20 protein-coding genes and 1 pseudogene are annotated in these 21784 nt (G+C 46.1%); 9 read left to right on the forward strand and 12 right to left on the reverse strand.

Annotated features, from left to right (window positions below):
• The first annotated feature begins 48 nt into the window (after positions 1–48).
• The 3 genes from GWR56_RS09865 to GWR56_RS09875 all read left to right on the forward strand — a co-directional run bounded on the left by GWR56_RS09865 (position 49) and on the right by GWR56_RS09875 (position 1338).
• Positions 49–738, forward strand: coding sequence for a hypothetical protein (locus tag GWR56_RS09865; RefSeq protein WP_162430998.1), 690 nt, complete (start codon positions 49–51; stop codon positions 736–738).
• Positions 739–885: 147 nt separating this feature from the next.
• Entirely contained in the window at positions 886–1089 is a 204-nt protein-coding gene (locus GWR56_RS09870; protein ID WP_162431000.1) for a hypothetical protein, read from the forward strand.
• Between the two features lie 24 nt (positions 1090–1113).
• Positions 1114–1338 (forward strand): DUF4287 domain-containing protein, encoded by a 225-nt coding sequence (locus GWR56_RS09875; RefSeq protein WP_162431002.1) that lies wholly within the window; start codon positions 1114–1116, stop codon positions 1336–1338.
• A gap of 47 nt (positions 1339–1385) precedes the next feature.
• Here GWR56_RS09875 and GWR56_RS09880 read toward each other — a convergent pair whose 3' ends face one another.
• The 4 genes and pseudogenes from GWR56_RS09880 to GWR56_RS09895 all read right to left on the reverse strand — a co-directional run bounded on the left by GWR56_RS09880 (position 1386) and on the right by GWR56_RS09895 (position 5008).
• Positions 1386–2849: a glycoside hydrolase family 30 beta sandwich domain-containing protein gene (locus GWR56_RS09880; RefSeq protein ID WP_162431004.1), complete on the reverse strand. Its 1464-nt coding sequence runs from the start codon at positions 2847–2849 to the stop codon at positions 1386–1388.
• 58 nt (positions 2850–2907) lie between these two features.
• The gene (locus GWR56_RS09885) at positions 2908–3750 is read right to left on the reverse strand and encodes a ThuA domain-containing protein (protein WP_162431006.1); all 843 of its coding nucleotides are present in this window, start codon (positions 3748–3750) and stop codon (positions 2908–2910) included.
• Positions 3751–3851: 101 nt separating this feature from the next.
• A complete protein-coding gene (locus GWR56_RS09890) occupies positions 3852–4235 on the reverse strand; it encodes a DUF3037 domain-containing protein (protein WP_162431008.1) in 384 nt (127 codons plus the stop codon).
• Positions 4213–5008 (reverse strand): annotated as a pseudogene (locus tag GWR56_RS09895) (HipA family kinase). The gene GWR56_RS09890 and the pseudogene GWR56_RS09895 overlap by 23 nt, the downstream one beginning before the upstream one ends.
• A gap of 443 nt (positions 5009–5451) precedes the next feature.
• Here GWR56_RS09895 and GWR56_RS09900 point away from each other — a divergent pair.
• A complete protein-coding gene (locus GWR56_RS09900; protein WP_162431010.1) occupies positions 5452–7881 on the forward strand; it encodes an AsmA family protein in 2430 nt (809 codons plus the stop codon).
• Position 7882: 1 nt separating this feature from the next.
• Here the strand turns inward: GWR56_RS09900 and GWR56_RS09905 are convergent, their stop codons facing one another.
• Positions 7883–8329 (reverse strand): hypothetical protein, encoded by a 447-nt coding sequence (locus GWR56_RS09905; RefSeq protein ID WP_162431012.1) that lies wholly within the window; start codon positions 8327–8329, stop codon positions 7883–7885.
• Positions 8330–8421: 92 nt separating this feature from the next.
• The gene (locus tag GWR56_RS09910) at positions 8422–9408 is read right to left on the reverse strand and encodes an aldo/keto reductase (protein ID WP_162431014.1); all 987 of its coding nucleotides are present in this window, start codon (positions 9406–9408) and stop codon (positions 8422–8424) included.
• Positions 9409–9746: 338 nt separating this feature from the next.
• Here GWR56_RS09910 and GWR56_RS09915 point away from each other — a divergent pair, with 338 nt between their 5' ends.
• The 3 genes from GWR56_RS09915 to GWR56_RS09925 all read left to right on the forward strand — a co-directional run bounded on the left by GWR56_RS09915 (position 9747) and on the right by GWR56_RS09925 (position 13120).
• Entirely contained in the window at positions 9747–11495 is a 1749-nt protein-coding gene (locus GWR56_RS09915) for a family 43 glycosylhydrolase (protein ID WP_162431016.1), read from the forward strand.
• A 255-nt stretch (positions 11496–11750) separates the two neighbouring features.
• Positions 11751–12707: an acetyl-CoA carboxylase carboxyltransferase subunit alpha gene (locus GWR56_RS09920; RefSeq protein ID WP_162431018.1), complete on the forward strand. Its 957-nt coding sequence runs from the start codon at positions 11751–11753 to the stop codon at positions 12705–12707.
• Positions 12708–12778: 71 nt separating this feature from the next.
• Positions 12779–13120, forward strand: coding sequence for a cupin domain-containing protein (locus GWR56_RS09925; RefSeq protein ID WP_162431020.1), 342 nt, complete (start codon positions 12779–12781; stop codon positions 13118–13120).
• Positions 13121–13455: 335 nt separating this feature from the next.
• Here the strand turns inward: GWR56_RS09925 and GWR56_RS09930 are convergent, their stop codons facing one another.
• From GWR56_RS09930 to GWR56_RS09955, 6 genes are all read right to left on the reverse strand, one after another.
• Complete coding sequence (locus tag GWR56_RS09930; RefSeq protein WP_162431022.1) at positions 13456–16329, reverse strand: PAS domain-containing protein; 2874 nt, start codon at positions 16327–16329, stop codon at positions 13456–13458.
• Between the two features lie 9 nt (positions 16330–16338).
• Positions 16339–17130 (reverse strand): alpha/beta fold hydrolase, encoded by a 792-nt coding sequence (locus GWR56_RS09935; RefSeq protein ID WP_162431024.1) that lies wholly within the window; start codon positions 17128–17130, stop codon positions 16339–16341.
• Between the two features lie 165 nt (positions 17131–17295).
• A complete protein-coding gene (locus GWR56_RS09940) occupies positions 17296–17949 on the reverse strand; it encodes a response regulator transcription factor (protein ID WP_162431025.1) in 654 nt (217 codons plus the stop codon).
• 3 nt (positions 17950–17952) lie between these two features.
• The gene (locus GWR56_RS09945) at positions 17953–18741 is read right to left on the reverse strand and encodes a sensor histidine kinase (RefSeq protein WP_162431026.1); all 789 of its coding nucleotides are present in this window, start codon (positions 18739–18741) and stop codon (positions 17953–17955) included.
• Positions 18708–19364: a hypothetical protein gene (locus tag GWR56_RS09950; protein ID WP_162431029.1), complete on the reverse strand. Its 657-nt coding sequence runs from the start codon at positions 19362–19364 to the stop codon at positions 18708–18710. Before GWR56_RS09950 ends, GWR56_RS09945 begins: the two co-directional genes overlap by 34 nt.
• Before the next feature lie 5 nt (positions 19365–19369).
• The gene (locus GWR56_RS09955) at positions 19370–19960 is read right to left on the reverse strand and encodes a hypothetical protein (protein WP_162431032.1); all 591 of its coding nucleotides are present in this window, start codon (positions 19958–19960) and stop codon (positions 19370–19372) included.
• 297 nt (positions 19961–20257) lie between these two features.
• Here GWR56_RS09955 and GWR56_RS09960 point away from each other — a divergent pair, with 297 nt between their 5' ends.
• Positions 20258–20800, forward strand: coding sequence for a phage tail protein (locus GWR56_RS09960; RefSeq protein ID WP_162431035.1), 543 nt, complete (start codon positions 20258–20260; stop codon positions 20798–20800).
• Between the two features lie 39 nt (positions 20801–20839).
• Positions 20840–21760 (forward strand): methionyl-tRNA formyltransferase, encoded by a 921-nt coding sequence (locus GWR56_RS09965; protein WP_162431037.1) that lies wholly within the window; start codon positions 20840–20842, stop codon positions 21758–21760.
• Positions 21761–21784 lie beyond the last annotated feature (24 nt).

Consider the following 21784-nt stretch of genomic DNA (forward strand, 5'->3'; position numbering starts at 1 on the left):
TAAACCATAAGCCGCCTGCTGCAGTCATACATCAAAAATTAACAAAACATGAAAAAATTACTTTTGATGATAACATTCCTGGCAGGTACGGTGGTATTTGCCCAGGCACAAACCCAAAGGGCACGTAAAACCCCTGAACAACGCGCACAGTTTGCAACACAGGCGCTTACTAAAAAGCTAAGCCTTTCGGCAGATCAGTCGGCTAAAGTAAGTGCTATTATGGCTAACCGCGCCGCGCAGATGGATAGCCTGCGTGCAAACAAATCGGCCGACCGCAAGGCGAACATGCAGGCACGCAAAGCTATTGCTGTTAAAACCAATACCGATGTAAAAGCCCTTTTAACTGCCGACCAGCTAAAAGCGTATGCAGGTTTAAGGCATAACTTTAAAGGCAGAATGCACGGCAAACGCGGTGGCCGGCATATAGCACCCGAACAAAAGGCACAACGTATGAGCAAAGTGCTGCAAAAAAAATTAACGCTGTCTGAAGACCAATACGCTAAAGTGAACGCTATTTTGCTGAAACGCGCTACCCAAATGGATAGCCTGAAAGCAAACCGTTCTGCAACCGACCGTAAGGCTAACAAAGAAAACCGTAAGGCCATAATGAGCCAGACCGACGGCGAACTTAAAGCTGTGTTAAATGCCGACCAGCTGAAAAGCTATACCGACATGAAGAACAAGTTTAAAGAAAGAATGAAAAACAGGAGAGGCCCTAAAGCCCCAACTGCCGGATAATTTTTGTGAGTGAGTGATGATAAAGCGGGCAGCCCCATGTGGTTGTCCGCTTTTTTTTGGGAGCCGGCCGTCGTAAACAACCTTTAAAATGTCGCGTATGCACCTTACAGGAGAGAGCGAAAGCAGGTAGATTTGTTTAAAAAGATAATGAAAGAAGCAAAAACCGACCACCCGTTTAATAAATTATCGCAACCCGCGCAACGGGCGCTGGTCAATGCGGGTATAACAGGTGTGCGGGACCTATCGCGGTTTACCGAAAAAGAGATCATGAAATTACATGGCATCGGCAAAAGTGCTATACCTGTTTTAAAGGAAGCTTTGCATAGGCATGATCTTTCTTTCGCCAGCTAACTCTACTATCAATAAACAACAATTATGTCATTCCAAGCGTACTTAAACACGATCAAACAGAAAACAGGAAAGGGCCCGGCAGATTTCAGGGCTATGGCCGAAGAAAAAGGTTTTACCAAAAACGGAGAGCTTGCTGCGAAAGCGGGCGATATTACTAACTGGCTGAAAGCAGATTTTGAATTGGGCCATGGCCACGCTATGGCAATTTTTGCGCTGCTTAAAGGCATCAAGGACGAAGGCAGCGTTTAAAAAGAGAAGCTCCGTCTGCCGGAGCTTCTCCTTTTAAAGAACCATAGTTATTGTACAACCAGTGTTGCAATGGAATGCGGCGCGCTTACGGTTTTGGCGGCCTTGCCTTTTATCCATAAGCTGTATTCTATCTTCTCGTCGGTGCGGTTCATTACCACTACGGCTATCGATCCGTTAGGGTTCTGGTAAGCGGTGGTCAACAGCTTATCGCGGCTTGCCGAGGCGGCGATGCGTTTAGCGCCGGGTTTAATGTATTTGGAGAAATGACCAATATAATAGTACGAATTGGTATAAAGCAATTGGCCGGTGCGGGTATCGGCATGTACCGGGGCGAAGCAAAAATTGCCAACATGATTAGGCCCGCCTTTTTCATCTAACAGGATGTTCCAGTCGGTCCAGCCTACGGTGCCGGCATTAAAATCGTTTATCATCGACAGGCCGTAGCGCTCGCCCAGGTTCCAGTCGTCCAAACGGTTAAAATCAAATTTCTCTACGCAGCCCTCGGTAAATATCAGGTTCTTATCCGGGAAGGCGGCATGGGTAAGGCGGGTGTTCTCAAAATTCTGGCCAGCGCCTGTCCAGGTCTCGTACCAGTGAAAGCCGATACCCCAAACATATCTGGCGGCCGCAGGGTCTTCTAAAATGGTGCTTGCGCGCTGGTAAAGCAAGTCGCGGTTGTGGTCCCAAACAATAAGTTTTTTTGCTTTCATGCCCTGTTTCCAAAGTGTTGGGCCTAAATAATTCTTTACAAAGTCGCGCTCCTCTTCGGCCGTGTACTTACATGATTCCCACGTTTGCGTAGCCATAGGCTCGTTTTGTACCGAAAGGCCCCATATTGGTATGCCCTGCGCTTCGTACGCTTTAATGAACTTTACATAAAAGTTTGCCCAGCTTTGCGCAAACGCAGGTTTAAGCTTCCCGCCGTGCAGTACGTCGTTGTTATCTTTCATAAATGCAGGTGGGCTCCAGGGCGATACATACATGGTTAGCTTACCCCCTGCCGCCGCGGTTGCCGCTTTTATGAATGGTATGCGGTATTTTTTATCGTGGCTGATGTCAAAGGTTGATAGGGATTTATCGCTATTGCTAACATAGCTGTAACTGCCGCTGCTAAAATCGCAGCTTTGAATATTGGTACGGGCGAGGGTAAAGCCAATACCCGAGGTTTTACTGTAATAAGCTTCTAAAAGCTCTGTTTGCTTATCTTTTGGCAGCTTGTAAAATGTTTCGGCAACGGCATCGGTTAATGCGCCGCCAATGCCAAGCATGGTTTGAAACTGCTTTTCGGGGTCAACAAAAACCACCGTTTCGGTTTCGGGCGGTTGCGGGTCCGACGAAAATTTTAACTCGCCTGCGGGGGCAAGCCTTTTGTTGGAGCCCTTTTCGGTGACATACATTTTTACCGTTTTATTGGCTGCTGAGTACGGCACTTTCTTTTTTGCGGCGGGTGCCTGGCTAAAAGCGCCTGCCGCGAAGCATAACAGGCCGGCAATTAAAAATCCTTTCTTCATGGGGTGAGGGCTGAAGTTATGGTTTGAATTGATTGAATATTTACGAGGTTAAGTTGTGTTATTTTGTTCCGGCCTTTCTGCCGTTTCCCAGCCATAACAGCGCGTCAATTGTCAGCTTATCCTGTACGGGATTGTTAAATGTTTGGGATAGTTCTTTATTGGTATGATGTTCGTAGTCTATATCGTTATGACCAAAGTTAAAGTAGATCATTTTATAATTTTTATTTGTCCACACGATGGGATAATAGCCGCTGTGCCATATCTCCTGCGGTTTGGGCCCGGTGCCTAACGGAAAGCTCACCGGATCTATCGAAGCCAGTATCTTTATATCCGGATTTTTAGTAAGGTCTTTTTCCCATCGGTACCATTCGCAGGGTGAGGTTTTAAAATCCTGCGGCATGTTTTTGGTAGCGGGGTGCATCCGGTCTTCTACCTTTAAAACAGCGAAAACCGGTCGCCAGGTGTTGCTTTTATACTGGCCGGCGCCCAAAAACTCGTTGTGGTACCAATCCCAATTTTGCGGATAATCTGACGGGGTAAGGGCAAATGCCGCGAAGTGGAAACCCATCCAGCCGCCGCCGTTTTTCATGTAGGTTTCAAAGGCCGCGCGCTGGGCGGGGTCCTCCGGCCGGGTATCTAGAAATATCACCACCTTATAATTGGCCAGGAATTTAGCGTTAAGGTTGTTCCAGTTACTGGTAGAGTCATACCCGAAATTGTATTTTTTGGCCATTTGCGGGAACCACCTGTTGGCCTCGTGCACAAAGCTGATGTGCGCCTGATCGTTCTTGGCGGTGTAAAAAGCAATTACTTTGAACTTCTGCTGGGCAAAGGCGCCCGTAAAGATGCACAGACAAAATACACATAGCGCAAGCGCCCTGGTTTTAAAAATAAAGGTCATGATGTCGCTTTGTATTGGTTTCGCAAAGCTAATTTACTATATTATAGTGTACATTTTACATGCCCTATATTTTATTCTGCGAAAACGATTGAGTGGACTGCCTATTTCACCAGTTGCTGATACAGTCGGGTAAGGCTATCCTCGCCATCTACACAAAAACCAGGGTGCACCTTTGAGGTTTGCACAACCGTACTGCGCGTAGCCGTAAGCCATCTGAAACGCGATGCTGCATCCAACTCGCCAATAGGGCCGGCATCTTTACCACCCATGGCGATACGCTGAAACGACAGCAGGTTTTCTTCCAGCGCTTCAATATCCAGGTCTTTTGACAAAGCCAGCAGGCGGTCTTTATCAATGCTGTACCTCATTTTTAAAAACTGCTGTTTTTTGCAAAACAACACCACGCCTACGTTTATAAATTCCTCGCGCTCTACCCTGGGCACAACGCGTATCACGGCATACTCAAATAAGTGCCTGTCTTGCATCGTGCGCCTCCTTTACAAAAATATTCGAGTGTGCTAAGCGGGTGTTCAAAAACTTAGCGTATATCTGCCGCTGCTCGTCGGCGGTTTCAAAAGAGCGGTCGGTTAGCCATTCATCGGGTATCAGGTTAACCACCGATTGTATGAAATCATGAGTTAGTACCGCTTTAAAAGTGGCATCAACCGCCTCCAGTTCAGTCGCCTTGCGAAGCAGCACATGATCCTTTATCTGCACAAACGGGGCGCATAGCCTGTTCTTCCCATTTGTCCATACTATGATGAAAATATAGGGCAGCGCCGTGGTCTATCAGCCAAAGCTCACGGTTAAACATCAGCATATTGGTGTTGCGGGCGGTACGGTCAACGTTCATCAGCAGCGCATCCAGCCAAACAATTTGCGAAGCTGTTTCGGGCGTTACAAAAGTAACCGCCGGGTCGAACGTGATAGAACCCGAAAGATAATGCAGCGCCAGGTTTAGCCCTACGCTAAATTTTAACAGGTCCTGTATCTCCTCGTCGGGTTCGGTACGGCCAAAGGCTTCATCAAGATTGGCAAATACCAGCTCAGGTACTTTAAAACCCAGCTTACGGGCAATTTCGCCACCTATCAGGTCGGCTATCAGCGCTTTTGGCCCTTGCCCCGCGCCACGGAATTTAAGCACATATAAAAAGCCGTCGTCGGCCTCGGCAATAGCAGGCAATGAGCCGCCCTCGCGCAACGGGGTAACGTAGCGGGTAACATTAACAGTGCGTAATTGGGGTGCGGTATTAGCCATGGTTTATGTGAGGCTAATATAGGGATTATTGGTAAATAGATTTGCTTGCGTGTTGTTGACTCACCCCGCGGCACTGCGTGCGCGACCCTCTCTGCTGAGCAAAGAGGGTGGAGAAATTTCTAACCCTCTTTCCGCTTGCGGAGAGAGGGTGGTCGAGCGGAGCAACGACCGGGTGAGTAAAATATAGGAGCGATGAGCATGTCGGTTAGCTACTCACCTGACTACGCTGCGCTGCCCCACCCTTTTTGAGCAGCAAAGGAGGTGGGGCGTTGTTTGGGTTTACTCGTAGCGATGGGTTTTATACCCATCGCTACCTTGGGCACAATCAAAACCTGTCAATCGTATAAATCCGCTTCATCCCGGTTTATTCCTTCCCGTTCTTAACCATTCTGTTACAAAGCAAACAAAACACCTTATTTAGGTATTACCCTTGTAAATGCTATATGCCTAAGTGGTTAAAAACTTCGCTTAAAATACTTGCCGGCCTGGTACTGCTGGTTGTGCTGATATTGATTGGGGCTACCTTGTATATCACTTACAATAAAGCAAAGGTGCTTGAGATGGTGAACCGCCAGCTGGATAAGAGCGTGGATGGCACACTGATCATCGGCGATATGAAGCCCCGTTTCTTCAGCGGTTTTCCTGATGTTTCGTTAACCCTGCAAAACGTGCTTATCCGCGATAAAAAGTACGCGCAGCATAAGCATACCCTGCTGGATGCCAAAGATTTTAATATATCATTAAATACAGTAGCCTTGCTTAGGGGTGTTATAGATATTAACCACATTGATATCAGCAACGCGGCTATCGACCTGTTTACGGATAGCACCGGGTACAGCAATACCGCCGTGTTCAAAAAGGATAACAAAAAGTTAAAGGATAACCCATCAGAGAGCAGTTCGTCTACCATGTTAAAAAAATTCAGCTTAAGTAATGTTAATTTTACTATAGACGACCGCAGCAAGCACAAGCTGTTCAATTTTGCGGTGAACGACATTAGCGGGAAAATGCAGTACCCGGATAGCGGCTGGCGTGCTGATTTCCATTTGGATGTACAGGCCAAAAGCATGGCGTTTAACAGCCTGCGGGGTAGTTTTATCAAAAATAAACAGCTAAAAGGTGATTTTAAGGCCGGGTATAACGAAAAAAGCGGGAAGGTAAATGTGGCTGTTTCGCCGCTAAAAATTGGCGACGATCCTTTTAAAATAAACGCCGTTTTTGCAACTGCCGATAAGCCATCGGCCAGCTTTACTATAAACATTGTTGCCGACCAGATACTGTGGCGGAACGCTTCGGCTTTGCTGGCGCCCAATATTACACAGGTGCTTAACCGATTTGACATCAGCAAGCCTATGGATGTAACCTGCAGCCTGAACGGCAGCTTTGCGGGCGGCAGCGGCGGCCCTAAACTGTATGTTACCGCTAAAATAAGGAATAGCAAAGTAACCATACCCGGCGCCGAACTGGACAATTGCAGCTTTGATGGCATTTACAGTAATAATTATATTAAGGATAAGGGTTACGGCGATGATAACTCCTTTATTAAACTCATTGGCCTTAAAGGCAGCTACAACCATTTGCCTTTTACCATAGATACCGGCAGCATTGTTAACCTGCTGAAGCCCATTGCCACAGGTAATTTTAAATCGAGTTTCCCGGCGGCCGATCTCAACTGGTTTTTGGAAGACGATGTGGCGAAATTTAATAACGGATCGGCAGATATGAACCTGCGTTATACGGCTGATATCATCGATTACAAGATAAACAAACCCATCATCCGCGGATCCATCAACCTGCGTAATACCGATATTTATTACCTGCCCCGTAACCTCAAATTAAAAAACAACTCGCTGTCGCTGAACTTTGTTGGCGACGATCTGATACTAAACAACATTCGGCTGCAAAGCGGCCGCAGCGTTGTAACGATGGAAGGCCGGGTAAATAATTTTTTAAATCTTTACTACAACGCCCCCGAAAAGATATTGCTTACCTGGCAAATCCACAGCCCGCAATTATATCTTAACGAGTTTATGGGTTTTCTAAGCCCGCGTAAAGGCGCCCCCGCCGCAAAAACCCGGGGCAATAGCGGCAATGTGGTCGATCAGTTAAGCAATGTACTTGAACGTGGCAAGGCCGAAATGCACATGCAGGTAGGCAAGGTTTATTATAAAAAGTTTTTAGCTACCGATGCCAACGCGCACCTCATCACCACCGACGATGGTGTGATTATAAAAAATATCAGCCTTAAGCACGCCGGAGGGTCGCTGCGGGTAAACGGCAAGGTGATGCAGGGCAACGCGCTAAACAGGTTTGCTGTAAATACAACCATTAGCCACGTTAATATGCGTGAGTTCTTTTTAGCGTTTAATAATTTTGGCCTGCAGGATTTTACTGCCGAGAACCTGAAAGGATTTTTATCGGCCAAAACAAGTATTACCGGTGGCGTAACCGATGCAGGCAACCTGGTTCCCCGATCGATAAAAGGCACGCTTGACCTTAATTTGCAGGATGCCGCTTTAATTAACTTTCAACCATTAATGGGCGTGGGCAAATTCGCGTTCCCTTTCCGTAATCTTAAAAACATCACCATACCTAACCTTGACGCGCACTTTTTGGTAAATGGTGATATGATTACCATAAAACCGATGCAGGTAAGCAGCAGTATACTGAATGTGGATGTAGCCGGTGTTTACGGCTTAACCCATGGTACCGATATTGCCCTGGATATCCCGTTGCGTAGCCCCAAGGATGATTTCAAAATAAACGACCTTGCGGAGCGTGCAAAAAAACGTTACAAAGGCATTGTACTGCATATACGCGCCCACGAAGAGGAAGGAAAAATGAAGATAGGGTGGAATAAAAACCACAAGTAGCTTATATCAACCGCTTGCAGGTAGCCACTAATACCCCTTTATCGTATATCTCCAGGTTGCCTTCGTGGTTAATTTTGTAAACTTCGTCGGGGCGTTCAACACTAACGTATTTATCGCCATCCTTTTTTATTTCAGATGCGGCAGGGGTAATGGGTGGGGTATCGTTAAGCGTAAGATTAGTGCCTGTGAAAGTAATGGCCTGTATATACACCTTATGGCCGCTGCTGATCACCTCGTACGCAATTTCTTCGCCCTTGTCAGATTTGATTGCCTCATCGTGCCATGCGCCTACCAGCTTACCCGAGTCAACAGCCGCGCCATGCTTTATTAACGCGGTGCTATCTTTAGCAGGTGTATTGGTTTTGGCCGATCTATCGCACGAGGCGATGGTAATGATAAGTAACGCAAGCGTCGATAGTTGTGCAAAACGGTTTATAATGTTGTTCATAGTTTATGACAGATTAAAAGGCGAAGATAGCAAATACCTTTTTATGCTTTTTCCGTGTACTATGAGGTTACTACAAGGCCGCCCCGATGTGATCAATTCTTATCCATAAACTTTAAATTGCCTGCGTTATATCTATTGCCGGTATCCGGGAATTTTTTCAATAAAGCTTCAATTTCTTCAAGAATTTTTGGGGACAGTTCTACATCTACACTGCCCGCGTTTTCCTGCAAATATTTACGCTTCTTGGTGCCGGGGATAGGGATGATGTTATCACCCCGGCCCAGTACCCAGGCAAGCGCTAATTGCGCGGGTGTACAGTTTATTTCGTTCGCTATATCTGCAAAACCTTCGGCCAGCAAGCGGTTGTTCTCGGCATGGTCCTGCTGGTAACGCGGCAGCGTTTTCCTGAAATCTCCTTCTTTTAGTTCGCTTACATCCAGCTTGTTGGTAACTAACCCCCGTGCCAGCGGACTAAACGGAACAAAAGAAATTCCCAACTCGTTGCATAGCGGCATTATTTCGGCTTCTACATCACGGGTAAGCAACGAATATTCGCTTTGCAGGGCGGCGATAGGGTGCACCGCATACGCACGGCGGATGCTGTTAAGCGATGCTTCCGAAAGGCCTATATATTTTACCTTGCCTTCTTTTACCAGGTCGGCCATGCCGCCAACGGTTTCTTCAATGGGTATATTAGGGTCTACACGGTGGGCGTAATAAAGGTCTATCACATCCGTTTGCAGGCGTTTAAGGCTGGCCTCTACCGCAGTACGCATGTAAGCAGGCGAGCCATTGAACCCCGATAGCTTGCCGGTGCTATCCGCAGTAAACCCAAACTTGGTGGCGATGAATATTTTATCCCGGTTGGGTTTCAGCACCTGCGACACCAGCTTTTCGTTTTGCCCGCTGCCATAAACATCAGCGGTGTCCCAAAAGTTTATGCCAAGTTCAAAGGCTTTGTTTAAGGTGGCTATAGATTCTGCATCGTCAGGTTCGCCGTAAGCGTGGCTCATACCCATGCAGCCCAGTCCAATTGCCGAAAGCCGCACACCGGTTTTGCCTAAAGTTCTGTATTTCATAGTTGGTAGTGTAAATGTAAAGTGAAGGTACGGGGAGTATCTAACATAAGCAACGCTGTAACCCGCTTGTTGTTGTAATATTCGGTAATCTATAACAATTGCCGTCATGCCGACCTGAGTTTATCGCTGGTACAACTACTCACCCCGCGACACTTCGTGCGCGACCCTCTCTGCTGCGCAAAGAGGGTGAAGAAAAAGCGATCAAGCACCCCCTCTTTGCACAGCAGAGAGGGGGCAGGGGGTGAGTAAATCTCCGCCAAAACAAGTTCGGCATAGCGCATACTTTTATCCCCATAAAAACAGATATTTGATCTGCTAACCAATTTGCATCTTCCGATATGAAATTACGCGTCTTATCCATACTTATATTAGCGTTTGCCATTAACGCATCGGCACAAACCAAACGCTTAACCTATTGTAACCCGTTGAATCTCGACTACGGCTACACGCCATTTGAAAATTTTGCTGCATGGGGTAAGCACCGCGCCACTGCCGACCCAACCATGACCCTCTTTAAAGGCAATTACTACCTGTTCAGCACCAACCAGTTTGGCTATTGGTGGAGCAGCGATATGCTGAATTGGAAGTTTGTTTCGCGCAAGTTTGTAAGGCCGTACAACGAGGTAAAGGGCGATGAGCTTTGCGCCCCCGGCACCTTGGTTTTGGGCGATACCCTGCTGGTTATCGGTTCTACTTACAACAAGGATTTTACACTGTGGATGAGCACCGACCCCCGCACCGATACCTGGAAAGCAGCTAAGGATTACTTTAAGGTGGGCGCATGGGACCCCGGTTTGTTTGCAGATGATGACGGCCGGGTATATATCTATCATGGCAGCAGTAATACCCTTCCGATGTACGGGCAGGAGATAGACCGCAAAACATTTGAACCCATCGGCCCAAAAAAGGAGATGATCAAACTCGACTGGGAGAAACACGGCTGGGAGCGCTTTGGCGAGAACAATGATAACGTGTTCCTGACCGGCTTTATGGAAGGCGGCTGGATGAACAAGCATAACGGCAAATACTATCTGCAGTATGCCGCGCCGGGTACCGAAGGCAGGGGTTACGGGGATGGCGTGTATGTGGGCGATAAACCGCTTGGTCCGTTCACTTATCAAAAGCATAACCCTTTCAGCTATAAGCCAGGCGGCTTTGCAAAAGGTGCCGGGCATGGCGCCACCTGGGCCGATAAATATGGCAATTACTGGCACATCAGTACTATGGTTGTTGATGTAAAGAACAACTTTGAGCGCCGTATTGGCTTTTGGCCGGCCGGTTTTGATAACGATGGTGTACTGTATGCCAATACCGCCTATGGCGATTATCCACATTATTTGGCATCCGGGAAAGAAGATCACCTCAAAAGCAATTTTACCGGCTGGATGCTGCTGAATTATAGCAAACCGGTGCAGGTATCATCAACCCTGGGGGCTTATGTGCCAAACCTGGCGGTAGATGAGGATATCAAAACTTACTGGAGCGCAAAAACCGCCAGCAAAGGCGAATGGCTGCAAACTGATCTGGGCGAGGTAAGCACCGTGCGGGCGATACAAATCAACTATGCCGACCAGGATGCCACCTTTATAGGCAAATCGCTGGGCGTATTTCACCAATATATCATCAGTTCATCCATTGATGGTAAAACCTGGCGAACGCTGGTAGATAAAAGCAGGAACAAAACCGATGTTCCGCACGATTATATTGAGTTGAAAACCCCGGCCAGGGCCCGTTATTTAAAGATAACCAACCTGCACATGCCTACCGGAAAGTTCGCGCTGTCGGGTTTCAGGGTGTTTGGCAAAGGCGCGGGTACACCGCCCGATACCGTTAAAAACTTTATTGTGCTGCGCGGCAAGGCCGAAAGCCGTAACTCGTGGCTGCGCTGGCAGCAAACAGACGGCGCTGTTGGCTACACCATTTATACAGGCACAGAACCGGATAAATTGTATAATAACATTATGGTTTATAACGTAAACGAGTACTATTTTAATGGTATGGAAAAGGATACGCCTTACTATTTCGAGATTGAAGCCTTTAACGAGAACGGGATAAGTAAGCGGACGAAGGTAATGAAGGTGGAGTAGATATCCGCCTGGTAACGCACTTGTGTCAGCGATAACGTCAATGGTCTGATTATGAGGCGTTCACGAGTGTTCACGGTGTTCACGTGCGCCGAACGTGAACACCCTTTATCATTCATAAAGAACGGGTTAGCCTTTGGCGTAAAATTTGCACGTTTATGATTTCGCCGGGGCATATCATTAAATTGCAGGCAATGAAAAATCTTAATTAAACAATATGCCGTTTGATTTATTTAATTTAGCGGCCAATAAAATTGTATGAAGATTACATTTGATTTTGAAAAACCACTGGCCGAGTTACAGGGGCAGATAGAAAAGGTAAAGCAGGTAGAAGAGAAGAACAAGCTCGATATGTCTGCCACCATTGCCGAACTGGAAGCCAAGATGGAAACCGCCAAGAAAGAGATATATGCCAACCTGACCGGCTGGCAAAAAGTGCAGATATCGCGCCATCCTGAGCGTCCGTATACACTGCAATATCTGGAACTAATGTGCGACGACTTTATTGAAATGCACGGCGACCGTACCGTAGGCGATGATAAAGCCATAATCGGCGGTTTTGGTACCCTTAACGGGCAAACCGTTATGTTTATTGGTCACCAAAAGGGGCGTAACACCAAGGAACGCCAGTACCGCAATTTTGGTATGGCTAACCCCGAAGGTTACCGCAAGGCGCTAAGACTGATGAAAATGGCCGAGAAGTTTGGCAAGCCGGTTGTTACCCTGATCGATACCCCTGGTGCATTCCCGGGCCTTGAGGCTGAAGAGCGTGGACAGGGCGAAGCTATCGCCCGCAACCTGTTGGAAATGGCTGTACTTAAAGTGCCTGTTATCTGCGTGGTGATAGGGGAAGGTGCATCGGGTGGGGCTTTGGGTATAGGTATCGGCGACAGGGTGCTGATGCTTGATAACTCGTGGTATTCAGTTATCTCGCCCGAAAATTGTTCAACCATCCTGTTCAAAACCTGGGAGCAAAAAGAGCGTGCAGCGGAGATGCTGAAGCTAACATCGACAGAGATGCTGAAGAACAAGTTGATTGACGGCGTGATAAAAGAACCTCTTGGCGGCGCCCACCAGGACCCGGTTGCCATGGCTGCCATTTTAAAGAAACAATTGCTTAAAGATCTTAAAACTTTAGGCGAACGTAATATTGACGAACTGGTTGCCGAACGTATAGAAAAGTTTTGCAGCATGGGGGTTGTTGAAGAAAATTAATTCTCTTTAAAAGAAGATAGAAAGCGGCCAATGGCCGCTTTTATTTTTATGGGGTATTACAAAACAAAAAGATGGAAACTCAGAATCTAACGGTAGTTGATATAAATGAAGAAACTGCAATTGAGGCAGCATACAAGAATATACCGGTTGCTGCTGTGAATAGCCACGTAATAAGGCTAAGCGTGATGACGGAACCCTACTTCTGGCACTTTCACCCCGAATCTGACGAAAGCTTTTTGGTGTTGGAAGGCTCGGTATTTATCGACCTGGAAGACAGGACTATTGAGTTACTCCCCAACCAGTTATTTACCATCCCTAAAAATGTTATCCACCGTACCAGGCCAAATGGCAAACGGTCTGTTAACCTCACCTTCGAAAGCCAAAACATTACTACAGTTAAGGTTGAAATATAATGCGGACACAGCTGTTGAACTGCTGTATTGCGCGCGTCTCGATCGATATCACGTCCATTGTTCTGATGATTGCCCCATTACGCTTGTTAAGCGCGACACATTGCCAAGGGGCGGTAGCGGCCGCCTGGTATCATTTGCCGTTGACGATATGATAACCTATCGCGCTAATTTGAGTATAAAATCATGGTTAACATGGTTAACACAATTAAGCTGTTTTTTTAATTAAAACATTGATTATCAATTGTTTAATTAAAAATCGTGTTAACCATATAATTATCTGTCCAAGGCAGGTTTATTACATACACGCTTAAAGAAGCAATAGCGCTATGGAGCCTTTATAAAGGTAATTCGAAATAAAAGGTGCTGCCGTGGCCCAGCTCGCTTTCGGCCCAAATCCTGCCGTTGTGCTGCTTAACAATTTCTGCACTTACATACAGCCCTATACCAAAGCCGGCTATATGCTGCGTATCGGCCGAATCCACCCGGTAATAGCGATCGAATATTTTTTCGAGGTCATCTAACCGCATGCCCATGCCTTTATCTTTAACGCTAACCATAACATATTCGCCCTTAAGGGTACAGGATACATCGATATCTGTATGCTTAGGGGAATATTTTACAGCATTGCTGAGCAGATTTGACAGAACTGAGCCGATCTTGTTGCGATCTGCAACTATTTCAATCTCATTGCATGCTGCCAGTTTTATGGCGTGGGCATTGGTTGTTAATTGCACTTCATCTATCATTTCCCTGATCAGGTTGTCGAAATTAAACCGTTGTTTTTCAACGATCATTTTCCCCGACTCCAGGCGCGAGATATTAAGAAAGCCGTTGATCAGGTCGGTCATTCGCTTTACCTGCAGATTGGCTTTTTCCATGGCGCCCTTCAGGAATGGGTCTGGCGAGTGCCTGAGCTTGGCGTTAGCCACCTGGATAATGGCGTTTAACGATGTTAATGGGGTTTTTAGTTCGTGGCTGGCCATGCCGATAAAGCCATCCTTCTGGCGCTGCACTTTTTTACCGGCTTCCAGTTCCTCTTCGAGCCTGTTCTTCGTGGTGAGCAGTTCTTTTTCGCTCTCTTCTATACGCTGGCGGGCAACTACCTGCTCGGTTACATCAATAGTGATGGCGATAATGCCGATAATGAAGCCCTCTGAGTTTTTGAACGGTTCATATACAAAATTTTGATACACCACATCTTCTTTTCCGTTGCGCAACAATGTAACCGGCATTTCGCTGGTGGTAAAAGCCACACCGGTATTGTATACCGCCGCCATCACTTCCTCAAGCCCCTGGTTGCGCGCGTCGGGCAGGGCTTCAAACACGGGGCGGTTCAAAACATTTTCAATACGCTTGCCCCACAGTTCTACCATCAGCCTGTTGGCCACTTTAATTACATGCTCGGGCCCTACAAGTATACACATGGCAACCGGTGCCTGCAATATCATCTCGTTAAGGTTCTTCTCGTTGCGTTCTACCGCATGTTTGGCAACGTTCAGGTCGGTTACATCAGCGGCGGTGTTCATTACGCCGTACACATTGCCGGCGGCATCAAACAGCGGTGTAAAGCTGTAGTTGAAATAGTAAATTTGTTGTTCGCCATCAACAAGTATATCCACCCGCTGGTTGCGGGCATGGAAAGGCTCACCGGTTTTAAATACTGTATCGAGCTGCGAAAATATTTCCTGGTTTTCAAGTTCCGGAAGTATCTCTTTATATGATCTTCCAATCACATCGTTGCCCTTTCCCCATACATCGATGATGTTTTGATTGGCAAGTAGTATCTTCATGTCGGCCCCGATGTAAACACCTATCGGGAACGGAGCGCTTTCTACCACACTGCGAAGCCGGCTTTCGCTTTCTTCGAAGTTCGCTATCATTTCGCGCAGGTTTAGTTGCGTTAAATTCAGCTCTTCGTTTGTTGTGCCCAGTTCTTCGTTCATGGCAGCCAGTTCTTCGTTAAGCGATTGTTGCTCGCCGTAGCTTACCTCAAGTGCCTTACGTGCACTCACCTGGCTGGTAATGTCTTCAGCTGCCACTATTACTCCGGTAACCACGCCATCTTCACCGGTTATCGGGTCGTAGTAAAAGCTTACGTATTTCAGCTGCTCCTGGTTATCTATGGTTAAACGAAGCGCTTCCTCCTGTTGCCCGTAAGGCTTACCTGTACGCATTACATTGCGCAGCAGTTCGGGGAACGGCTGGTCGCTTAGTTCGGGAAGTATATCCAATAATTTACGGCCCGTGATCTCAGGTAACGATTTGTTCCATAAGGCCGCTAATTGCTGATTGGCGATCTCAACAACGAAATCGGGCCCCTGAAGGATCATCAGGGCGTAATGGGCGGTCATGATAAGCGTACGGAGGCTGCGCTCGCTTTGCTGCACCTGCTCGCGGGCGTATACCATGTCTGTAACTTCTATAACAAATACCATCACCCCATCGATGATGTCGTGGTCATTGGTGCGTGGCTGATATATAAAATTAAAATAGCGGTCTTCTATGGGGCTATCGGGCGTGCGGCGCAGCGGAACCAGCAATTCTTTGCCTTCAAACATGCGCCCTGTTTGGTACACATCCTGCAGAATGCCCGATATCTCCTGCCCCTTTAATTCCGGTAATGCATCCAGCAGGGGCCTGCCTAATAAGTGGCGGCCGGGAAATAGCTGCTGGTAAAGCGGGTTTATAAATTCAAATACAAACTCAGGGCCATCCAGCACACATATACCCGCGGGCATTTGCATAAAAAACTGTGATAGGCGCTCCCTTTCTTTTTCAGCCTGTTTACGTGCCAGCAATAGCTCCTGCTCATAGCGTTTACGGTCGGTGTTATCAGTTAAGATACAATCAACCGCCAATAATTGTCCGTCATCATCTTTAACCGATACTGCCCCCAAAAGCACATGCACTATTTCTCCGGTCCGGGTTAGCAATTCGTAGCTTAGTTCTTTAACGCTGCCGCTTAAGTTTAGCATCGGCCGGAAAAACATTTCGTAATGTACCTGCCCGCCTTTTGAAAGCAGTTCGCTAAACTTCATTTTGCCGGTTACTTCTTCGGCAGTGTAGCCCAGCCAATTTAAAAGGGTGTGATTGATCCTGATGATCGTACCATTCGCCGTAAAGGTAACATAACCGCAGGGTGCCTGATGGTATAGACGCCCCGGGTCCATCGCTGCTTTAAGAAGGTTGTCTTTAAATTCGTCGCTCATTAATGCCTGCTATATAAAAGCTTTAATAGCTTTGATTGTCTCCTGTGGTTCGCTGATATGAGGGCAATGACCTGTTGCGTTTAGCATAACAAACTCGTTGCCGGGTGTGTGGGTTTTCACAAATTCGCCAACAGCCACAGGCGCAATGATATCATCGCTGCACTGCAGGGTGAGGCTTTTAACGCCCAGTTTGGTCAGGTCGTCCCGGTTATCAGAAAAAAATGTTACCCGTGCAAATTCCCGGGCAACCTCCGGATCGGTAGCGCAAAAACTACTGGTTAAAAAAGCACCCAACTCCGGGCGGTCGGCGTTGCCCATAATGGCCGGCGCCATAGTGCTTGACCACCCGAGGTAATTACTCTCCATAAAATCGAACAGGCTCTCCATGTCCGAACGTTCAAAACCGCCCGTGTAATCCTGGTCGTTAAGGTACCGGGGCGATGGCCCTATAAAAATGAGTTTTTTAAAATAAGCAGGTTGTTGCACGGCTGCCAGTAAGCCGATCATAGAGCTGACCGAATGCCCTACGAAGATAACGTCCTGTAAAGAAAGGGCCTCGCAAACGTCAAGCACATCTTGTGCGTACCCGTCAAGGCTGCCGTATTTTGCGGAGCTGTACTGACTTAGGTCGGATTGCCCGGAACCAACATAGTCGAAAAGCACTACCCGGTAGTCGTCTGAAAAGGCATCTACAACAAATTGCCATGACCGCTGATCGCAGCCAAAACCGTGTGCAAACAGCATAACTTGCTGGCCGTTCCCGATAATATTAACATTGTTGCGTTTAAGAATAGAACTCATAGGTGTAAGGAAGAGCTAAGTAGTTTACCGGACGTTACGCCTAAGAAACAGCTTTGATACTTTATTGTTTGGCGTAACAAAACGATGACCACTTATGCACCTGTAGTTATTATGAAAAAGCCCCATTGAAAGCCTGTCCCCCGCAAAAAAACAACCCGCAGGTTTTTATATTTTGATCAGATCGTTTTTTAAGGCGGATATAACCAGGCCTGTTCTTGATTTTACCTCAAATTTTTGAAACAGCGCCTCGCGGTAATTGTCGATGGTGTGAGGGCTAAGGTTCATCATGTCGGCAATTTGCTTATAGGTAAGGTCAGAGCAGCACAGCTCTAAAAATTTAAGCTCGTTTTGGTTAAGGCCAACAGGGGCGTTTTTAAGCGGCTGATTGTTTTGGATGTTGCGTAGTAATTTTCCCGACACAAGCTCGTTGATATAAAAAGATTGCGCGGCTATCCCTTTTATTGCGTTCACCAGGTCGGCAGCTTTTGATTGCTTTAGCATATACCCCCCTGCACCGCTTTTAAGCATGCCTATTATTGGTGTGTCTTCTTCAAACATGCTTAAGGCAAGCACGCTTATGCCCGGGTGGTTTGCTTTCAGCCATTTTGTGCTCTCGTAGCCATTCATTACCGGCATGGTAATATCCATTAATATAACATCCGGCAGGGGGTAAGCCGGCAGTTTTTTGATCATATCGGCACCGTTATCAGCGTCAAACAAAACGTTTATCTCGTTAGATTCGGTTAGCAGGCGTGCCAGCCCCTGGCGAAATAAGGTGTGATCGTCTACAATGGCAATATTTACTTTGTCGGTTTGCATCAGCTATTGGTAAGGCACTTTTACGGTTATGGCAGTTCCGTTATTTTTTGTGGAAACAATTGAAGCTGTGCCATTTATCATGGCGCTTCTTTTCTTAATATTATAAAGGCCCATGCCGTCCTTCCGCTCAGATATTTTATCCACATCAAATCCAACGCCGTTATCGCGTACGGTGAGCAGTAAGTCATCGTTAACCGCTTCTAAATTAATAAATATCGCTGTTGCTTTTGCATGCTGAATAATATTATTTATGATTTCCTGAAACAGCCTGAAAAGGATCATATCTTTAGCACTATCGCGCGTAAATGGGATATTATTGTGCTCAAAGGTGATCGTAAACCTGTCTGACCGTTTTAGCCATTCCAGCTCAAATTCAATCGCTGCCGGCAATCCCTTACTGATAATTTCCTCGGCATGCAGCAGGCGCGATAACGCTTTTACTTCCTTTATCGATCGCAGGGTGAGGTCTTCAACCAAAGCTAATTTTTCGGCGGTGTTTTGCTGATCGGTAAGATTAACCGAGCTTAGTGTGATTGTGGTAAGGCTAAGTAACTGGCCGATATTATCATGCAGGTCGTAGGCAACGGTTTTAAGGGTTTGTTCCTGCACCTCCATCTGGGTTTTAAGCAGCTCATTCTCGAAGTTTTTTTGCAAAGTAACGGTTTCCTCCTGGTGCTTCTTCTTCCGCCGGTTGTACGATAATACGTACAAAATAAGAAACAGGGGCGCTATCAGGAATATAATAGATGTTAACCCTATCAGGGAGATGATTTCCTTTGACGATATCTGCATATAAAAGCGTATGACCAAAAAAGATACATAATAATATCCAATACGTTAAATATAATATACCTGATAGACCTGCTGAAGGTAATGTTCTCGTAATGCGATAGGTAATCTAAAAAATTATTGCACGCTGTGCTTCCAAAATAAAAAAACAGCGTGCCGCTTACCCACCAAAAAGGCGCCGAGAAAAGCAGCGGCTCAAAACGCTCATCGCGCAGTTTCAGGTAGTAAAAATACAAGCAGGCCAATACAAAAACTACCGACATTACTGATGCCGTGGTTGATACAAACTGGCTAAAATGATGATAAAGCAGATCGGTTACATACATCACCGTAAAAAGGCATAACCATGTAACCAGCCATATAACTTTATAATTATAGGCCTTGTATAGGTGAAAGAAAAAATAACTTGTAAAGCCGCATTCAAACAATAAGTATACGTTGTATATCTGATAATTTGATACACCCACAAATTCCCTTATATATATGCCTGCAACCTCTACCGAGCAGGTTAACAGCAAAAACGGAATAAATAGCTTCCAGGCCAGGGTCTTTTCCCGGTAAAGGAAAATAACGGCGGCCAGGAAGCAAAAAAACTCTGATGCGGTATTAATAGTGATGAAGATCATTACAATTAGGGAAGGAGCGTAGCGCCTGTTTCACTGCATTTTACCGGCGGCGGGCAAAGCTCGCCACGGTTCTCTGGTGTGCCGCCTACCATAAAACCTAATACAGGTTTATTTGATTTTGCCGGTTTGCTGGTGTAATAATCGCGGTGAAACTTTTGGTTTACTGCGTTTGTACTGTCTTTGGTTGATACCAATACCAGGGTATTGTAGCCCCAATAATCGCGCGGGGGCACAATGCCGCCAATAATCTTACTGTTGTACGATGTATCATAACTGGCCATGTAAAAGCGGATCCCGTCGCCGCCTTCACTTTTGATCTTATCAAGCAAGGCCTGTAAGCGATCGGCACTAAACCAAATACAGCGCGAGTTTGGTTTCTTTTTTATTTTCCCCACACCTTTTTCAACATACTGCGAATCTACCCAACCGGCGTGTTTTTCGTAGTTATTTACATAAGCTTTAGCCCTTTCGTAGCTAAGGCTATCATAATTAAACTGCGACGCTTTTGAACTGGTAAGGTCGGCGTGTTGATTTTGGCAGGCGCTAAAAGCAAGCGTTGCTAAAACTGCATACAATAATGGCTTTTTGAATTGCATAATAGTTTGGGATTAAGGTTTACCGAAAGTGACCATTTAAACACAGATATACAAATTAATGCCTTGCCTTTTTTCCACCTTAACAGGAGTTAAAAAAAGCTATTTTCACCCTATAGCAATTACATTTTATAATAGAGCTTTGTAAAGCAAACGTTGTGACAGCGATATGTGCAGAGTTATTTAAAGAGCGGCCTAAACGTTTTAAAGAAAAAATTATTGCGAATTAATTAAATATTTTATATTTACAGTCTAATTAATAAAAGTATAAACAATATCTAAACCTTATCACTTTAAACTATGGAACCTTATTTAGGAGAAATTAAAATTTTTGCGGGCAGCTTTGCACCCAGCGGTTGGTTTTTTTGCGATGGCACCACTCTTGCCATCAGTCAGTACAGCGCTTTATTTTCCTTATTAGGTACAACCTACGGGGGCGATGGCATGCAAACCTTTAACTTGCCGGATCTTCGCGGCCGTACACCTATCCACGCGGGCAACGGGCAGGGCAGGGGCGTATCAAAGTATGTGCAAGGGCAAATAGGCGGTGTCGAAAATGTTACTTTAACAGTGCAGCAAATGCCGGCGCACACGCACGTAATTAACGCCGTATCTACCGACGGGACGGCGTTGACACCAACAGGGGCATATCCGGCTACAAGCCCGGGCGATCCGCTTACAGGCGCGGGTGTAAATATTTACTCCACAGCAACACCCGATGTAACCATGAATAATGGTACGTTAACACCTGCAGGTGGCAGCCAGCCGGTAAACGTAGTAACGCCATATTTAGGTATAAATTACATCATAGCCTGGCAGGGTATTTATCCTTCGAGACCATAATATCAAGAATATTTAGTTAATGGATTTTTTTGAGCGCCAATGAAAGTTGGCATCGTATCAAACTCAAAAATATGCTTGCCCCTGCTTTCGTACCTAAGCAGTATAAAAGCAGGGGTTATGCTATACTTCGGCAGTTCGTTGCCTGGTGATGTCAGCGTAAACGAAATGGCCGGCTTTTGCCGAAAGAACAACATACCGTTTTATGCCGAGGTGGATAAAAAGGAACTGTACAGCTGGCAGCAAATAAATGAACCGGATGTGATATTCATCTCCGGGTATGCGCATAAAATAGCTGTTAAAGAACTGAGCGGTGTGCCAAAGGGAATGTTTAACATACACTTCGGCCGGCTACCGCATTACAGGGGGCCTTCGCCGGTTTTTTGGCAGTTAAAAAACGGCGAGGCACAATTGGGATTAGCCATACACCAATTAACCGATAAGCTGGATAGCGGGGCGGTTGTTTGGGAGCAAAATATTAAAAACGAGGAATACCATACCTACAGTTATATAAACCAGGCGTTTAGCCAGCTACAGGTGCAGGGAGTATCGCAAATACTTACTACACTATACAACAGGCAAACGATAACCTATAAGATACAAGCCGAAACCGAAGCCCGCTATTACAAAAAGCCGCAGCTGGCTGATGTAATGATAAACTGGGACACAATGGATGCGAAAGGGATACTTAACCTGATAAAAGCCTGCACAGCCTGGAACAACGGTGCAAGCGCTTTAATAAACGGTTACGAACTGAAGATTTTAGATGCCGAAGCCGCTTCAACAGAAGCCGATAACATACCCGGAACCATTACGATAGCAAATAACAAGTTTACTGTAGCCTGCATTAATAAGCAGGCTTTAAACATAAACTATTTTAATATAAACAACACTTGTATACCGGCCCGGCATGCAGGTTTTTATGGTTTAAAAACTGGGCAAAAATTTATTAACAAAATTTAATCGGTTTAACCGGCAAAAAACTGA

This window comes from Mucilaginibacter sp. 14171R-50 (genome assembly GCF_010093045.1).
GTDB lineage: Bacteria > Bacteroidota > Bacteroidia > Sphingobacteriales > Sphingobacteriaceae > Mucilaginibacter.

Bases quoted from the DNA above. Each gene is read 5' to 3' on its own strand.
- GWR56_RS09965 (WP_162431037.1), top strand. From the start codon at position 20,840: ATGAAAGTTGGCATCGTATCAAACTCAAAAATATGCTTGCCCCTGCTT.
- GWR56_RS09930 (WP_162431022.1), bottom strand. From the start codon at position 16,329: ATGAGCGACGAATTTAAAGACAACCTTCTTAAAGCAGCGATGGACCCG.
- GWR56_RS09950 (WP_162431029.1), bottom strand. From the start codon at position 19,364: ATGATCTTCATCACTATTAATACCGCATCAGAGTTTTTTTGCTTCCTG.
- GWR56_RS09910 (WP_162431014.1), bottom strand. From the start codon at position 9,408: ATGAAATACAGAACTTTAGGCAAAACCGGTGTGCGGCTTTCGGCAATT.
- GWR56_RS09945 (WP_162431026.1), bottom strand. From the start codon at position 18,741: ATGCAGATATCGTCAAAGGAAATCATCTCCCTGATAGGGTTAACATCT.
- GWR56_RS09900 (WP_162431010.1), top strand. From the start codon at position 5,452: ATGCCTAAGTGGTTAAAAACTTCGCTTAAAATACTTGCCGGCCTGGTA.
- GWR56_RS09880 (WP_162431004.1), bottom strand. From the start codon at position 2,849: ATGAAGAAAGGATTTTTAATTGCCGGCCTGTTATGCTTCGCGGCAGGC.
- GWR56_RS09920 (WP_162431018.1), top strand. From the start codon at position 11,751: ATGAAGATTACATTTGATTTTGAAAAACCACTGGCCGAGTTACAGGGG.
- GWR56_RS09905 (WP_162431012.1), bottom strand. From the start codon at position 8,329: ATGAACAACATTATAAACCGTTTTGCACAACTATCGACGCTTGCGTTA.
- GWR56_RS09935 (WP_162431024.1), bottom strand. From the start codon at position 17,130: ATGAGTTCTATTCTTAAACGCAACAATGTTAATATTATCGGGAACGGC.
- GWR56_RS09955 (WP_162431032.1), bottom strand. From the start codon at position 19,960: ATGCAATTCAAAAAGCCATTATTGTATGCAGTTTTAGCAACGCTTGCT.
- GWR56_RS09960 (WP_162431035.1), top strand. From the start codon at position 20,258: ATGGAACCTTATTTAGGAGAAATTAAAATTTTTGCGGGCAGCTTTGCA.
- GWR56_RS09870 (WP_162431000.1), top strand. From the start codon at position 886: ATGAAAGAAGCAAAAACCGACCACCCGTTTAATAAATTATCGCAACCC.
- GWR56_RS09890 (WP_162431008.1), bottom strand. From the start codon at position 4,235: ATGCAAGACAGGCACTTATTTGAGTATGCCGTGATACGCGTTGTGCCC.
- GWR56_RS09865 (WP_162430998.1), top strand. From the start codon at position 49: ATGAAAAAATTACTTTTGATGATAACATTCCTGGCAGGTACGGTGGTA.
- GWR56_RS09875 (WP_162431002.1), top strand. From the start codon at position 1,114: ATGTCATTCCAAGCGTACTTAAACACGATCAAACAGAAAACAGGAAAG.
- GWR56_RS09925 (WP_162431020.1), top strand. From the start codon at position 12,779: ATGGAAACTCAGAATCTAACGGTAGTTGATATAAATGAAGAAACTGCA.
- GWR56_RS09915 (WP_162431016.1), top strand. From the start codon at position 9,747: ATGAAATTACGCGTCTTATCCATACTTATATTAGCGTTTGCCATTAAC.
- GWR56_RS09940 (WP_162431025.1), bottom strand. From the start codon at position 17,949: ATGCAAACCGACAAAGTAAATATTGCCATTGTAGACGATCACACCTTA.
- GWR56_RS09885 (WP_162431006.1), bottom strand. From the start codon at position 3,750: ATGACCTTTATTTTTAAAACCAGGGCGCTTGCGCTATGTGTATTTTGT.